This window comes from Rhizobium sp. P1_C7, assembly GCF_056406295.1.
The window spans coordinates 516,078-531,705 of sequence record NZ_JBFUAL010000001.1; the positions used below are offsets into that span (position 1 = coordinate 516,078).

At 60.6% G+C, this 15,628-nt stretch carries 10 protein-coding genes and 1 pseudogene; 8 read left to right on the top strand and 3 right to left on the bottom strand.

Annotation, left to right across the window (positions count from 1 at the left end; translation table 11 throughout):
* Window positions 1-113: 113 nt before the first annotated feature.
* Complete coding sequence (locus AC1D2R_RS02600) at window positions 114-587, bottom strand: VOC family protein (RefSeq protein WP_477964442.1); 474 nt, start codon at window positions 585-587, stop codon at window positions 114-116.
* A gap of 204 nt (window positions 588-791) precedes the next feature.
* On the opposite strand from AC1D2R_RS02600, the gene AC1D2R_RS02605 reads away from it, so the two are divergent.
* The 4 genes from AC1D2R_RS02605 (at window position 792) to AC1D2R_RS02620 (ending at window position 6,820) form a co-directional block, all read left to right on the top strand.
* Window positions 792-2,588, top strand: coding sequence for an acyl-CoA dehydrogenase C-terminal domain-containing protein (locus AC1D2R_RS02605; protein WP_477964444.1), 1,797 nt, complete (start codon window positions 792-794; stop codon window positions 2,586-2,588).
* An 86-nt stretch (window positions 2,589-2,674) separates the two neighbouring features.
* A complete protein-coding gene (locus AC1D2R_RS02610) occupies window positions 2,675-3,883 on the top strand; it encodes an acetyl-CoA C-acetyltransferase (RefSeq protein WP_477964446.1) in 1,209 nt (402 codons plus the stop codon).
* Window positions 3,884-4,015: 132 nt separating this feature from the next.
* Window positions 4,016-6,232: a 3-hydroxyacyl-CoA dehydrogenase NAD-binding domain-containing protein gene (locus AC1D2R_RS02615; protein ID WP_477964448.1), complete on the top strand. Its 2,217-nt coding sequence runs from the start codon at window positions 4,016-4,018 to the stop codon at window positions 6,230-6,232.
* Window positions 6,233-6,610: 378 nt separating this feature from the next.
* Entirely contained in the window at window positions 6,611-6,820 is a 210-nt protein-coding gene (locus AC1D2R_RS02620) for a cold-shock protein (protein ID WP_037060969.1), read from the top strand.
* Between the two features lie 169 nt (window positions 6,821-6,989).
* Here AC1D2R_RS02620 and AC1D2R_RS02625 read toward each other — a convergent pair whose 3' ends face one another.
* Window positions 6,990-8,189, bottom strand: coding sequence for an MFS transporter (locus AC1D2R_RS02625; RefSeq protein ID WP_477964450.1), 1,200 nt, complete (start codon window positions 8,187-8,189; stop codon window positions 6,990-6,992).
* Window positions 8,190-8,326: 137 nt separating this feature from the next.
* Between AC1D2R_RS02625 and AC1D2R_RS02630 the strand changes: the two genes are divergently transcribed.
* On the top strand, window positions 8,327-8,926 hold the full coding sequence (locus AC1D2R_RS02630; RefSeq protein WP_477964452.1) for a TetR/AcrR family transcriptional regulator: 600 nt from the start codon (window positions 8,327-8,329) through the stop codon (window positions 8,924-8,926).
* Here the strand turns inward: AC1D2R_RS02630 and AC1D2R_RS02635 are convergent.
* On the bottom strand, window positions 8,886-12,389 hold the full coding sequence (locus AC1D2R_RS02635) for a PAS domain-containing hybrid sensor histidine kinase/response regulator (RefSeq protein WP_477964455.1): 3,504 nt from the start codon (window positions 12,387-12,389) through the stop codon (window positions 8,886-8,888). The genes AC1D2R_RS02630 and AC1D2R_RS02635 overlap by 41 nt on opposite strands.
* Before the next feature lie 214 nt (window positions 12,390-12,603).
* Between AC1D2R_RS02635 and mscL the strand changes: the two genes are divergently transcribed.
* The 3 genes and pseudogenes from mscL (at window position 12,604) to galE (ending at window position 15,576) form a co-directional block, all read left to right on the top strand.
* A complete protein-coding gene (gene mscL, locus AC1D2R_RS02640) occupies window positions 12,604-13,041 on the top strand; it encodes a large conductance mechanosensitive channel protein MscL (RefSeq protein ID WP_477964457.1) in 438 nt (145 codons plus the stop codon).
* Between the two features lie 123 nt (window positions 13,042-13,164).
* The gene (locus AC1D2R_RS02645) at window positions 13,165-14,331 is read left to right on the top strand and encodes a pyridoxal phosphate-dependent aminotransferase (protein WP_477964459.1); all 1,167 of its coding nucleotides are present in this window, start codon (window positions 13,165-13,167) and stop codon (window positions 14,329-14,331) included.
* Window positions 14,332-14,543: 212 nt separating this feature from the next.
* Window positions 14,544-15,576: pseudogene (galE, locus tag AC1D2R_RS02650) on the top strand (UDP-glucose 4-epimerase GalE).
* Window positions 15,577-15,628: the final 52 nt, after the last annotated feature.

A 15,628-nucleotide genomic window follows, 5' to 3' on the forward strand; every position in this document is an offset into this window, starting at 1 on the left:
GAAGCGTCCGTCAAATCAGGTCTCGATGACTTCTACACATAGCTATCGCGGAAAGATAGCACCCTTATAATGTGCCGTTTCATCTGTTCCGTGCCAGGCGCGATGTTACCGTTTCAGCGATAGGCTTCCCGGAGCTTGGCGATGTCGAGCTTGACCATGCCCAGCATGGCTTCGGTGGCCCGCTTGGCGCGCTCGCGATCCGGATCGGAGATCATGTCGATGAGCTCGCGCGCAACGATCTGCCAGCTGAGGCCCCAGCGATCCCGGAGCCAGCCGCACTGTTCCTCGACGCCGCCGTTCTCAAGGAAGGCCTTCCATATCCGGTCGATCTCCTCCTGCGTCTCGCATTGGACCGAAATGGAGAAAGAGTGGTTGAAGGCATCGAGGGGGCCCGCCTCCATTGCGGTGAATTCCTGATCTCCCAGCTTGAATTCGATGATCTTGACGCTTCCAGGAGGACCGCTCGGACTTTCTGCGGGCAGCACCGTCAGTCTGCCCACGGACGAGTTCGGAACGACGGATACATAAAATTCGACGGCCTTGCGTGCTTCTTTCTCGAACCATAGATTTGAACTGATCTTGGACATCGGGGTGCCTCCTCCTTGGTGTCCTGAGGGAATATATGACAGCCCGAGGACGTTCTCACCTGATCGTTTCCGACAGCCAGGTCGAAAGTCCGCTCACAAATTCGAGCTGGCGTAAAATTTGACGTTTACGCAAACGTCAATATTTTGTAAGAGACTTCCAAATGCCGGTGTCGTCCGGCGTGCCGAATTGGAGGAATTCGAACGATGCCAGTCTACAAGGCCCCGGTTAACGACACACTCTTCGTCCTGAACGACGTGTTGGGTCTGGAACGCTACAACAATCTGCCCGGTTTTGCCGATGCAACGCCTGACATGATCGAGGCCATTCTCGGCGAGGCGGGCAAGGTTGCCGAAGAACTGCTGTTCCCGCTCAACTATTCCGGCGACCAGGAAGGCTGCGTTCGCCACGACGACGGTTCGGTCTCGGCGCCGAAGGGTTTCAAGGAGGCCTATGACGGCTATTGCCAGGGCGGCTGGACTGGTCTTGCGGTTCCCGAGGAATTCGGCGGCCAGGGCCTTCCCTATACGCTGCACGCCGCTGTCGGCGAATATACCTCGGCCGCCAACATGTCGCTGATGATGTATCCGGGCCTGACGCAGGGCGCGATCGCGGCGATCATCGTCCATGGCTCGGACGAGCAGAAGAAGACCTACCTCCCGAAGATGGTCTCCGGCGAATGGTCGGGCACCATGAACCTGACGGAGCCGCATTGCGGCACCGACCTTGGCCTCTTGCGTACCAAGGCCGTGCCGCAGGCTGATGGCAGCTACAAGATCTCCGGCCAGAAGATCTTCATCTCGGCCGGCGAGCACGACATGACCGGAAATATCGTCCATCTGGTTCTCGCCCGTATCGAGGGCGCACCCGAGGGGACCAAGGGAATTTCTCTCTTTATCGTGCCGAAATTCATGGTCGGCGACGATGGAGGCGCAGGCGCTCGCAATGCCGTTTCATGCGGCGCGCTCGAGCACAAGATGGGCATCCACGGCAACGCCACCTGCGTCATGAACTACGACGAGGCGACCGGCTTTCTCATCGGGGCGGAGAACCGGGGCCTCAACGCCATGTTCGTGATGATGAACGAGGCACGCCTCAGCGTCGGCCTGCAGGGCCTGGCAATCTCTGAGATCGCCTACCAGAATGCCGCGAACTATGCGCGCGAGCGCATTCAGGGCCGGTCGCTGTCCGGTCCGAAGGCGCCTGAAAAGAAGGCCGATCCGATCATCGTCCATCCCGATATTCGGCGCACGCTGATGACCATCCGCGCCTTCAACGAGGCCGGTCGCGCCTTCCTGCTGTGGACCGCGCTGAAATCCGACATCGCCCACCGCTCGGGCGACGAGAAGCAGCGGCAGACCGCCGACGATATCCTTGGTCTCGTCACCCCTATCCTCAAGGGCGTGATGACCGACAAGGGCTTCGACCATGCGGTAATGGCCCAGCAGGTCTATGGCGGCCATGGCTACATCGAAGAACACGGCATGAGCCAGTATGTCCGCGATGCCCGCATCGCGATGATCTACGAAGGTGCCAACGGCATCCAGGCGCTCGACCTCGTCGGCCGCAAGCTCGGCCAGAATGGCGGCCGCGCCGTCGTGGCGCTGTTCAAGGAAATCGGCGATTTCTGCGAGGAAAACCGCAGCGACGAGCAGATGAGCTTCTTCACCAAGAACCTCAAGAAGGGCTTGAACGACGTGCAGGCGGCAACCATGTGGTTCATGCAGCATGCGATGGCGAAGCCCGACAACGCCGGGGCCGGCTCGACAGACTACATGCATCTCTTCGGTCTCGTCATTCTCGGCTACATGTGGGCGAAAATGGCGAAGGCTGCCGAGGATGGCATTGCTAGCGGTGACATCGAGCGCGAAAGCTACCTGCGCAACAAGCTGGTGACGGCCCGCTTCTTCATGGAGCGTATCATGCCGGAGACGGCGCTGCGCAAGGTCCGCATCGAGACCGGCGCGGAGACGATGATGACGCTGGCCGCCGACGCGTTTTGATTGGCGATTTCCCTCTTCTCCCCAACGGGGAGAGGAGAAGACGCACAGAATTCACCGGCGTCACTGCCGATAGGGAGACGAGACAAATGACCGAGGTTTTCATCTACGATCACGTCCGCACGCCGCGCGGCCGGGGAAAGAAGGACGGTTCGCTGCATGAGGTGCCGTCGGTGCGCCTCGCCGCCAAGACCCTGGAGGCTATCCGCGACCGCAACGGCCTCGACACGTCAACCGTCGACGATATCATCATGGGATGCGTCGATCCCGTCATGGACGCCGGCGCCGTCATTCCCAAAGCCGCTGCGTTCGAGGCAGGCTATTCCACCAGGGTACCCGGCATGCAGATTTCCCGCTTCTGCGCATCCGGCCTGGATGCCGTGAATTTCGCGGCCGGCAAGATTGCCCAAGGGGCAGATGACATCGTGATCGCCGGCGGCGTCGAAAGCATGTCGCGCGTCGGTCTCGGCATGTCCGGCGGCGCCTGGTTCATGGATCCCTCAGTCAACTTTCCGGCCTATTTTATGCCGCAGGGCGTTTCTGCCGACCTGATCGCGACCAAATACGGTTTCAGCAGGGACGACGTCGATGCCTATGCCGTCGAAAGCCAGAAGCGCGCCGCCAACGCCTGGGACAAGGGTTACTTCAAGAACTCGGTTGTCCCGGTGAAGGATCAAAACGGCCTGACGATCCTGGCTCATGACGAGCACATGCGCCCCGGCACAGACATGCAGGCGCTGGCCTCGCTCAACGCCTCCTTCCAGATGCCCGGGGAGATGGGCGGTTTCGAAGCCGTCGGCATCCAGGCCCATCCGGAGGTCGAGCGCATCAACTATATACATCACGCCGGAAATTCCTCCGGCATCGTCGACGGCGCGGCGGCCGTCCTGCTCGGCTCCAGGGCTGGCGGCGAAAGCATGGGCTTGAAACCCCGCGGCCGCATCAAGGCCTTCGCCAACATCGGCTCGGATCCTGCGCTGATGCTGACCGGGCCGGTCGACGTCACCGAGAAGCTTTTGAAGCGCACGGGCATGACGCTTGAAGACATCGATCTCTTCGAGCTCAACGAAGCCTTCGCGGCCGTGGTGTTGCGCTACATGCAGGCCTTCGGGATCCCGCACGACCAGATCAACGTCAACGGGGGCGCGATTGCCATGGGCCACCCGCTCGGCGCCACCGGCGCCATGATCCTCGGCACGGTGCTGGACGAATTGGAACGCCGCGACCTCAACACGGCGCTGGTCACCCTCTGCATTGGTGCGGGGATGGGCACGGCAACGGTTATTGAACGGGTCTGAGTGGTCTGGCCCTCACGCTTGCGGGGAGGGTCGAGCGAATGCGAGGGTGGGGTTTTGCCACAAGCTCCCTTCCCAACGCCTCCCCACAAGGGGGGCTTAGCCGCCAGAGAATTCAGGGAAGAGGAATCCCCCATGAGCACGTACACCAATTTCACCGTCGAATCCGACGAAGACGGCATCGCCCTCGTCACTTGGGACATGCCCGGCAAATCCATGAACGTCTTCACGGCGGACGTGATGGAGGAGCTGAACGCCATCATCGACCAGACGGTTGCCGATAGCGCCGTCAAGGGCGTGGTCGTCACCTCGGGCAAGTCCACCTTTTCTGGTGGAGCCGATCTGTCGATGATCAAGTCGATGTTTACTTTCTACAATCAAGAGAAGGTAAGCGATCCGGCCAACGCCGCCCAGAAGTTGTTCGATCTCGTTGGCCGTATGACCGGCCTTTTCCGCAAGCTGGAAACATCGGGCAAGCCATGGGTGTCCGCGATCAACGGCACCTGCATGGGCGGCGCGCTGGAAATGTCGCTTGCCTGCCATGGCCGGGTCGCCTCCAATGCGAAGAGCGTCAAGATCGCGCTTCCCGAGGTCAAGGTCGGCATCTTCCCCGGTGCCGGTGGAACGCAGCGCGTCTCGCGCCTCGCGGACGTCCAGTCGGCGCTGCAAATGATGACGACCGGCCAGTCGCTGACGGCCGCACGCGCCAAGGCCATGAACCTCGTGCATCAGGTGGTCGATCCGGATCAGTTGATCCCGGCCGCCAAACAGATGATCAAGGATGGACTGAAGCCCGTCGCCCCCTGGGACGAAAGAGGGTTCAAAGCGCCAGGCGGCGGCATCTGGACGCCGGCGTCGGCCCAACTCTGGCCGGCAGCGCCAGCCATCCTGCGCCGCGAGACGGCGGGCAATTATCCCGGCGCCCTGGCGATCCTGAAATGCGTCTATGAGGGCCTGCAGGTTCCGTTCGATACGGCGCTCAAGATCGAGCAGCGTTATTTCACCGAGGTGCTGCAGACCACCGAAGCCTTCTCGATGATCCGCTCGCTGTTCATCTCCATGCAGGAGCTCGGCAAGGGCGCACGCCGCCCAGCCGGGATCCCCAAGACGGAGTTCAAGAAGGTGGGTGTTGTCGGCGCCGGCTTCATGGGCGCGTCGATCGCCTATGTCACTGCAGCGGCAGGCATTCCCGTCACCCTCGTGGATCGCGACATCGAAGCGGCGACCAAGGGGAAGTCAGTATCCGAAGGTCTGGTGAAGGATTCTATCGGTAAGGGACGTCTTACACATGAAGAGGGCGCGGCACTCCTGTCCCACATCACCCCGTCGGCCGAATTCGCCGATCTCGAGGACGTCGGCCTGGTGATCGAGGCGGTGTTCGAGGATCGCGACGTGAAGAAGGCGGTGATCGAGGCTGTTGAAGCAGTTCTGCCCGAGGGCGCGATCTTTGCCTCCAATACCTCGACGCTGCCGATCTCAGGCCTTGCGAAAAACTCGAGGCGTCCGGCCAATTTCATTGGCGTGCACTTTTTCTCCCCCGTAGAGAAGATGATGCTGACGGAGGTTATTCTCGGCGAGGAAACCGGCGACAAGGCACTCGCGGTCGCACTCGACTATGTCGCGGCCATTAAGAAGACGCCTATCGTCGTCAATGACACCCGCGGCTTCTTCGTCAATCGCTGCGTCTTCCGCTATATCCACGAAGCCTATGATATGCTTATCGAAGGCGTGCCCGCCGCGATGATCGAGAATGCCGCCAAGATGGCCGGCATGCCCGTCGGCCCGCTGTCGCTAAACGACGAAGTGGCGATCGATCTCAGCCAGAAGATCCTCAAGGCCACCGTCGCCGATCTCGGCGAAGCCGCCGTCGATCCGAAGCACCTTGCGCTGATCAACAGGATGGTCGACGAGCTCGACCGTCGAGGCCGCAAGAACGGCAAGGGCTTCTACGACTACCCGGCGAAACCGGCCAAGAAGTCGCTTTGGCCTGAACTCAAGACGTTCTATCCGCAGAAGAAGGCCGATGAGGTCGACGTCGCCGTCCTCAAGGAGCGCTTCCTCGTCACGATCGCGCTGGAGGCCGCCCGCGCGATCGAGGAGGGCATCGTCACCGACCCGCGCGAGGCCGACGTCGGCTCCATCCTCGGTTTTGGCTTTGCGCCCTACACCGGCGGCGTGCTCTCCTACATCGACGGCATGGGCGTAAAGACCTTCGTCGCGCTGTGCGGGAAGCTTGCGGCCTCGTATGGTCAGCACTTCGAGCCAACGGCGCTATTGAAGGACATGGCCGCGAGCGGCGAAATGTTCTACGGACGTTTTGATCCGTATGCAGGGCCGAAAGAGGCGGCATAGATAGGCAGCCTTTGCCACCGGGCGATACCTTCGCGAGCAGTCGACCATAGCCGCTGGCGTTCACGCCGGCGGCTATTCCAAGCCAAGTCTGCCGAACCGGCCGGGCGACTGAGGTTGATAAATCGCGCCACTATCAAGCGGGCCATTCCGATCGTGCACCTCCTTTTTGGGATCAGGAAAGGCAAGCGGCACGACTTGCCAAAAGCGCCTTGCGTTGAACACAATTTCCGAGTAAAAGCTCGGCCATCGATCTTGCTAGATGGACTTTGTTTCGGCCACTCGTGCCGTTCCTGGCGAACTTCCTCCAAAATCGGTCTTCATCGCACTTCGGTTTGGCCGGCGTGTATATTCTATGTACGATTTGAAAAGGATATCGTCATGAGCACAGGTACAGTTAAGTGGTTCAACGCAACCAAGGGCTTCGGCTTCATTCAGCCTGACGACGGCGCTGCAGACGTTTTTGTTCACATCTCTGCAGTTGAACGTGCTGGCATGCGCGACCTCACGGACGGCCAGAAGCTGTCCTACGAGCTCGTAGCTGACAAGCGTTCCGGCAAGATGTCGGCAGATCGCCTGCAGGCTATCTGAGCTTAACAGGCTAGAAATATCATCTCCGAACCGTGACCACGGATGTACTGGCACGGTTCGTTGAGATGGAAGGGAAGGTCGGGTTTGCCCGGCCTTTTTTCGTTTTGCTCTCCGTCTGCCTCGCGATCCGTCTCGACCTTGGTCAGACCAGCGCCGATGGGCGTGTGCCTCAGGCTGCCCGGCGCGCTGTCTTCGCCTGCGCGGCGCGAAGCCCGACCCAGCCGGCGCCGGTCACAAGAATGATCGCCGTGGCGTAGATGTCGGTCGTCAGCTGGTAGCCAAGCGATTTCGCCAGGAAGCCTGCGAGGATCGCCGGCAGGCTGAACGCGAGATAGCTCTGGATGTAGAAGGCGGAGAGCAGCTCTGCCCTTTCGTCGGCCTTGGCCAGCGGCATGATCGTTCCGATGGATCCGAGGAAATTGGTGCCGAAGCCGACGCCGGTCAGAACCGTTCCGGCGAGCAGCAGCGGCACGCTGCCGTGATGGACGCCGGCAACGACCGTCAGGATGCCGAGCGTGGTCGCGAGCGTCCCAAAGCCGAGGTTTTCCATCGCGGATTTGCCGCGCCTGAGATAGACGGCGGTGGCGCCGGCCACCATCAGCGCGGTTACTACGGAGCCGCCCGTGAGTGGTGCATGGTTTCCTGTGGTGCTCACGACGAGGGAGGGCACCAGCGACAGATAGAAGCCGCCAAGCGTCCAGTTGGCGATATTGATCGGCGTTACCAGCGCGAGTGAGGGCCTGACCTGCGGCGGTATTGAAATACGCGGCTTCAGCGATCCCCATACGCCCGGCCGCGTTCCGCCCGTCTCGTCTGTGGCCCAAATTGCCGCCGCCTGGACGATGAAGGCAACCAGCAGGATCGCGTAGACCAGATGCAGCGGAAACGGCCCGTACTGGATCAGCGCGCTGGTCCCGATCGCGCCGATTGCCATGCCCGAAAGCGGTGCTATGGAATTGACGAGCTGTCCCTTCGCCCGATCGACATCCACCAGCGCCGCCCCGATGGAAGCGCCAGCAATGCCGGTCGCCAACCCCTGCACGATCCGCCCCGCAATCAGCCAGCCGGGACCGCTGGCAACCACGAACAACGCCATCGCGATGATTTCCAGGACCAGTGCGGAAAAGATCACCGGCTTGCGGCCGAGATGGTCGGAGATTGAGCCCGCAACCAGCAGAGAGCAGAGAAGCGCAAAGGCGTAGACCGCAAAAATGACCGTGATCAGGACCGGGGAGACCGCAAAGTTCTCCTGGTAGATCCGGTAGAGCGGCGTCGGGGCCGCGGACGCACCGAAGAATGTCGCGAGCGTCACGGCGTGGAAACTGATGGGATTTGGCTTTGTCTCTATGGATTCACTGGCGCCGAACATATATATGCCTCTTAAAGCTAAGTCGTTGCGTTAGCCGCATGTAGGCGCGATGCAGGCTAAAAGCAAATAGTTTGCGTTACCAAATGCGTCAAAGATTTTGAATCACGACGCTGCGAAGAAAAGGTTAGGTCGTTGCATTGGCGGTAAAAGAGAATCTTCGCCCGGGCGGGCGCAGCGCCAGGGTCCAGGGATCCGTGCACAAGGCGGTTCAGGCGCTGTTGAAGTCGACGGACCGCGCCGAGGTCACGATCCCGATGATCGCGGCCGAAGCCGGCGTGACTCCGTCCACGATCTATCGCCGCTGGGGCGATCTTCAGGAGCTGCTCGCCGACGTCGCTGTGGAACGTCTCCGCCCGGACATGCAGCCGGTGGATACCGGCAGCGGCAAGGACGATCTTGAAGCATGGGCCGAGCAGTATGCCGAGGAGATGTCGTCGGGCATCGGTCGTGAGATGATCCGGGACGTGCTTGCCGCGCGAGACAACGCGAATGCCTGCATGTGCTACGCTTTTACCAGGCAGCAGATCGAGCTGATCGGCAAGCGGGCGAAAAGCCGGGGCGAGGCCTTCCCGCCCCTCGACGCTGTCATCGATCGCGTCGTGGCGCCGATCATATATCGTATCCTTTTCGGCGACGAGCCGACTGCAGATTACGTGCGCGATCTGGTGGCTGGTGTCATGGACTGCGAAAGCGTCGCTACTCCGCGGCAGCGCGCTTCTGCGCGGAAATCTGGATGATGTAGGCCCGAAGTGCGGCGGGCCGCACAGGTTTATGCTGGATGCCAATCGCGTGACGCTCCGCCTCGGCGCGAACCTCCGGTGTGCGGTCCGCGGTGACGATCAGGCCGGGTATGTAAGACGCAAACTGCTCGCGCGCAGCAAGGATGGCGGCGACACCTGTCCCGTCGCCAAGATGGTAATCGGCGATGATAAGGTCGGGCGCTCGCTGGTGGCTGTCGAGCCGAGCTATTGCGGCCAGCGAATTCGCCGATTGAACATCGCAGCCCCAGCCCCCGATCAGTAATTGCATCCCGTCGAGTATATGCGGTTCATTGTCGATGCAGAGGATTTTCAACCCCTTGAGATTTTTGCCCGGCCGGTCAGCCGGTGTTGCGGGCGTGGCGACGTTGGCCTGCCTAGAAGTTTCGCGCGGCATGACGATTCGGAAATCCGTGCCCTTGCCATGGGTGGAGTGCAGCTCGACGGGGTGACTGAGTACGCGCGCTATGCGGTCGACGATGGAGAGCCCGAGCCCAAGCCCGGAGGCCGTTCTGGCACCTTCGTCGAGCCGCGCGAACTCCTTGAATACGGTTTTGAATTTTGATGGCGGTATGCCTATGCCGGAATCCAGGACCTGGATCATCACCTGATTGCCGCGGCGGCGGGCTCCGATCAGCACCTTGCCGCTGATCGTATACTTGATGGCATTGGATACGAGATTCTGGACGAGACGGCGCAAAAGGTTGGGGTCAGAGCGAACCCTGAGCGATGTCGGCATGACGACGAGCTTCAGTTTCTTCTCGCGGGCGATCGGCGCAAAATCCGTATGAATGCGCTCCAGAAGATCGGCAAGCGGGACCGAGGCGAGGCGTGGGCGCATGGCGCCCGTATCCAGCCGCGAGAGGTCGAGCACCGCCCCGAGAATGCTCTCGACGGATTCCAAAGCGGAATCGATGTTGCGGACGATGGCGCTGCTTTCCGACTGCCCCATCCGTTCCACCAGCGCAGAGGAATACAGCCGTGCCGCATTGAGCGGCTGCAGGATGTCATGCCCCGCGGCAGCGAAGAAGCGGGTTTTGCCAACGTTTGCCTCGTCGGCAACCGCGCGCGCCTCGACGAGTTCGTGATTGACGCGGGTGAGCTCGGCCGTTCGCTCGGCAACACGCTGCTCCAGCGTTTCGTTGGCTTGCTTCAGCGCCCGGTCGGCGGTGACGCGCTGGGTGATGTCGGTGAAAGTGGCGACGATCCCCTTGTCGGGCATCGCGTTGGAGCGAACTTCGATGATGCGCTCTCCGCCACCGAGAACAAGTGCAAAGGGCTTGTCGAGGGTGAGGAAATGCCGGACGGTCTGGCCGACGTCGCCGGTGGGAACATCGCCCCGCTGGCTGAGGATGGCAACGATCTCCGAGAGCGGGAAGCCGACTTGGCCCGCGGTTTCGGGAAGATCAAGCAATTGCCGGAAACGCCGGTTCCAGATCGTCAGGTGGTTCGAACTGTCGAAGACGGCGATCCCCTGATCCATCTGCGAAAGCGCCGTCTGCAGCATATCCTGGTTATATTGCAGAGCCTCGCTCGCCTGGTCGAGAAGCCATGCAGTATCGGCCGAGGCATCCTCGACCTTCTGCAGGATCAGTGACAGAACGAGACGCGCCGATGACGAGCCGATGGCGCTGCCGAGCAGCTGCTCGGTGAAATGGATGAGGGCCATGTCCGCCGGATGCTCGTCCTCCAGTTTTCGGCCGGAGTTCTGCTGGTAGGTTTGGAACGAGCGCTCCATCCGTTCTTCGCCGAGATAGCGCGAGATGGTCACCTTAAGATCCCCGACGCTGATCCGGGTTTTCCAGCCTCGCGTGGCAAATTGCGATCGGGATTGCCGCTTGACGAAGATGCCCGCCTGGATGCGCTCGAGCGGCCGCGCGTTGCGGGTTACCGAGCCGATGATGAAGAAAGCCGTGTTGACGAGCAGGCTCATCAACGTTGCGTTAACGAGCGGGTCGGAATTGGGCGTGGTGAAGACGGTGGTACCGGGAAAGATGAAGCCGAGCACGGCGCTCGCAACCGAGGAGTAGTCTGGGCCGCCGAGCGAGGGAAGGAACAGCAGGTAGATCCAGATCACGAAACCCGAGGTAAGGCCGAGGATTGCGCCACGCGCATTTGCCCGCCGCCAGATCAGGCCGCCGAAGAGCGAAGGCGCCATCTGGGCGATGGCGGCGAACGAGAGCAGACCGATCGAGGCGAGGCCGGTAGTGCTATCAGTGGAGCGGTAGTAGGCATAGCCGAGCAGCAGCACGGCGAAGATCGCGCTGCGCCGGATATTGAGGAGTGTCTTGGCAAAATCCTCCCGCTGTCCGGTGCGCCCCGCGAGCTTGCGGTGCAGGAAGATCGGCATGACGATATCGTTGGACACCATGATCGAGAGCGCGACGGAGGCGACGATCACCATCGCCGTCGCTGCTGAAAAGCCACCGATGAATGTGATCAGCGAGACAAGCGGCATTTGGCCCGCAATCGGAAGCGAAAGCATGTAGAGATCCGCATTGCCGTTGCCACCAAAGGTAAGCAGTCCGGCGATCGCCATAGGAAGCACGAAGATATTGATGGCGACGAGGTAGAGCGGGAACAGCAAGCCCGCGAGCCGAAGTTCCTTTGAGGTCCTGTTTTCCACCACCGTGACATGGAATTGCCGCGGCAGCATGATGATCGCGAAGGCGGAGAGTAGTGTCAGGGTGATCCAGCGGCTGATCGGCGTCTGGTAGCTCAGGGCCGAATGCACCAGCGCATTGTTGGAGGCCTTCTGCCAGAGATCAGCTGGCCCATCGAACAAGAGCCAGACGACGCAGACGCCTGCGGTCAGGAAGGCGAACAGCTTGACCACGGATTCCATGGCGATGGCCAGGATCAAGCCGTCCTGATGCTCTGTCGCATCCGTGTGCCGGGTGCCGAACATGATCGCGAAACACGCGAGCACCAGTGTTACGAGCAACGGGAGGTCGAGGAAGTAGAGATTGCCGCTGCCGATGCCGTAGTCCGATGGATTGAGCATCGCCGTCACGGTGCTCGACACGGATTTGAGCTGCAACGCGATGTAGGGAATGGCGCCGACAAGCGAGATCAGCGCGACGATCGTCCCGACCGTCGAGTTCTTGCCGTAGCGCGCGGAAATGAAATCGGCAACAGAGGTGAGCTTCTCGGCCTTCGCGAGTTCGATGATCCGCCGAAGGACAGGCATGCCGAGCGTGAAGACAAGGATCGGGCCGATATAGATGCCGGTGAACTCGAGCCCGCGCTGGGAGGCGAGCCCGACGCCGCCGAAGTAGGTCCAGGATGTGCAATATATGGCAAGGCTCAGAGCATAGACGGCCGGTCGCCCATCTGCAGGCACGCCAAAGCGCCTGCGTCGACTATCACCGTGGCTTGCGACGGCAAAAAGCAACAGCAGGTAGCCGAACGCGGATGCGACTATGACCCAACCTGGCAGCATTGACCCTCCCCGGCGCCTGCGCGGCGGTTCTCCCGGACGGTTTGAGACTACGGCAATTGCAGCGCTTTGGAAATTGGGCGGCATCTAGGCCTTAAGTCAAAGAGACGCGTGATATGCGAAAATCTGTAATTTGCAATTGAATAATTACATCGAAGATGTAGCTAATAAAAACAATGGCCTGTCAGTAGGATTGCATCAAAGGGAGACAGATCGGATGCTCAACGAGTTCAAGGCGTTTATTGCTCGCGGCAATGTTATGGACCTTGCTGTCGGTGTGATCATCGGCGGTGCCTTCGGCGGAATCGTCAAATCGCTTGTCGACGACATCATCATGCCGATCGTTGGTGCCATCTTCGGCGGTTTCGACTTTTCAAACTACTTCATTGGTCTGTCGTCCAACGTCAACGCGCCGACCTTGGCTGCTGCCCGCCAGCAGGGCGCTGTTCTCGCCTATGGCAGTTTCATCACCGTACTGATCAATTTCATGATCCTCGCCTGGATCATCTTCTTGTTGGTAAGGGGCGTTAACACGCTTCAGAAGCAGGTGGAAAAGCAAAAGAAGGCTGCTCCGGAAGAGGCCGCTGCGCCGCCGGCAGATGTTGTCCTTCTCACGGAAATTCGCGATCTGCTGGCCAAGCGCCCGGCGGTCTGATCGAAGGGAAGAGCTTTGCCGGCGCGGCCGGGCTCATCCATCACGGAAATCGATATTGCATCACCGATTGTCATGGGATTTGGCCTCATATTTGATTTATGAAGGCGAAAACCGGAGTGATGCATGTCGATTGTGAATAGTCTCAGCCCGCGCGCCGTATCGGCGCCTGAAAGCGGGATCGTCGAAGTCGTCAATTATGCTCGTGGTCGCGAAGGCCTGCTGCCTCTTTGGGTCGGCGAGGGTGATCTGCCGAGCCCCGACTTCGTCAACAGGGCGGCGATGGACGCGCTGGCTGCCGGCGAAACCTTCTACACCTATCAACGTGGCATTCCGGAGCTTCGCCAGGCTTTATCGCACTACTACGTCCGACATTTCGGGGTCAGCCTGCCGGTGGAGCACTTCTTCGTCACCGGGTCAGGTATGCAGGCGATCCAGATTGCGGTGCAGGCGCTGACCTCGCCCGGCGACGAACTCCTCTGTCTGACGCCGGCATGGCCCAACATCGCCGCGGCACTTGAGATTGCAGGGGCCCGTGCTGTCGGTGTGCAACTTGAGTTCGAAGGCGGCAAGTGGGCGATCGATCTCGAGCGTGTCGAAGCGGCGATCACGCCGAAGACCAAGGCTCTGTTCGTCAACACGCCATCCAACCCGACGGGCTGGACCGCTTCGAAACAGGATCTTGCCGCGATTCTTGCACTGGCGCGTAAGCACGACCTCTGGATCATGGCGGACGAGATCTACGCTTGCTACTACTATCCGGGAGGCCGTGCGCCCTCGTTCCTCGATGTGATGGAAGCCGAGGACAAGGTTATGTTCGTCAACTCCTTCTCGAAGAACTGGTCGATGACTGGCTGGCGTGTCGGCTGGATCGTGGCGCCGCCGCAGACAGGCCAGGTGCTTGAAAACCTTATCCAGTATTCGACATCGGGTGTTGCCCAGTTCATGCAGAAGGGCGCAGTTGCAGCGCTAAACGACGGGGACGCCTTCGTGCAGGCGAACATCGACAAGGCACGGCGCTCGCGCAACATTCTCTGCGATGCGCTGATCGCAACCAACCGCGTCGAAACACTAAAGCCGGATGGCGCGCTCTATGCTTTCCTCAAGATCGACGGCGTGACAGACAGCCGCAAAGCGGCGATCGACATCGTGGACAAGACTGGTGTCGGCCTGGCCCCCGGGACGGCATTCGGCCCTGGAGGCGAGCTGTTCCTGCGGGCCTGTTTCTTGCGTGATCCGGCGCAGATTGAGACCGCGGCCGACCGGCTGTGCGACTACATCCTCAAGCTCTAGATGCTTCCGATGCCGTTCGGGTGGGCGTTACGGTGGAATTCCCCGCCCGAAATGACGCGTCGATAAAATTGTAGCGAAACCCGAAGTCGGTATCTAACCACGTCTCCAAACATACCGGGCCCGAGACCGTCGGACGGGCCCTTCGATAAGAAGTTCATAAAGGAAAGCTGCTTCAGATGTCCCCCGTGAGATGACGTTGGGAAATGCGGGACATGGCAATTTTGGTCACCGGCGGAGCGGGCTATATCGGTAGCCACATGGTCTGGACGCTGCTCGACGCAGGCGAGGAAGTCGTTGTGCTCGATCGTCTGTCGACCGGCTTTCGATGGGCGGTCGCACCCGGTGCACGCTTTTACCTTGGCGATGTTGCCGATGTGGATGTGCTGAAGGTGATTTTCAACGAGAACGACATCGAGGCCATCATCCACTTTGCCGGCTCGGCGGTGGTTCCCGCCTCGGTCTCCGATCCGCTCTCCTATTACGACAACAATTGCGGAAAGACTCGCGCGCTGATGAGCGCGGCGATCGATGCCGGCGTCCGTCACTTCGTATTCTCCTCGACGGCCGCCGTATACGGTCCTCAGAGGACATCCGATCCAGTCAGGGAAGACGCGTCGCTCAATCCGGAAAATCCCTACGGCCAGTCGAAGCTGATGACCGAGTTCATGCTCCGCGATGCCGCGGCCGCCTATGATTTCAATTACGTGGCACTTCGCTACTTCAACGTGGCCGGCGCTGACCCTGAAGGCCGTGCCGGGCAGTCGACTGCCAGTGCAACGCATCTGATTAAGGTCGCTTGCGAGGCTGCGCTCGGCAAGCGCGGCAGCGTCAATGTCTACGGCATAGACTATCCGACGCATGATGGTACCGGCGTGCGCGACTACATCCATGTCACCGACCTCGCCGTGGCACATCTGAAAGCCTTGCAGCATCTGCGCAAGGGGCGTGGGTCGCTGGTTGCCAACTGCGGCTATGGCACCGGTTACTCCGTGCTCGATGTACTCAACATGGTGACCCGTCTGCACGGGCATTCCTTCAAGATACATATGGCCCCGAGGCGCCCCGGCGACGCTGCAAGCGTCGTTGCCGATTCCACGCTGGCGCAGCGCCTGCTCGATTGGGCCCCGAAGCACGATTCCCTCGAGACGATCGTTCGCAGCGCGCTCGATTGGGAGATGCTGTTGCTGATGAACCGGAATGGATCTGCAGGCCATTCATCGAGTGCGGGCAGCCCCATCTTTCTGATGCGGCCGGCAATTCTCGACCTTGCGAAAAGCCAGCGTTAACCGACCTGCGC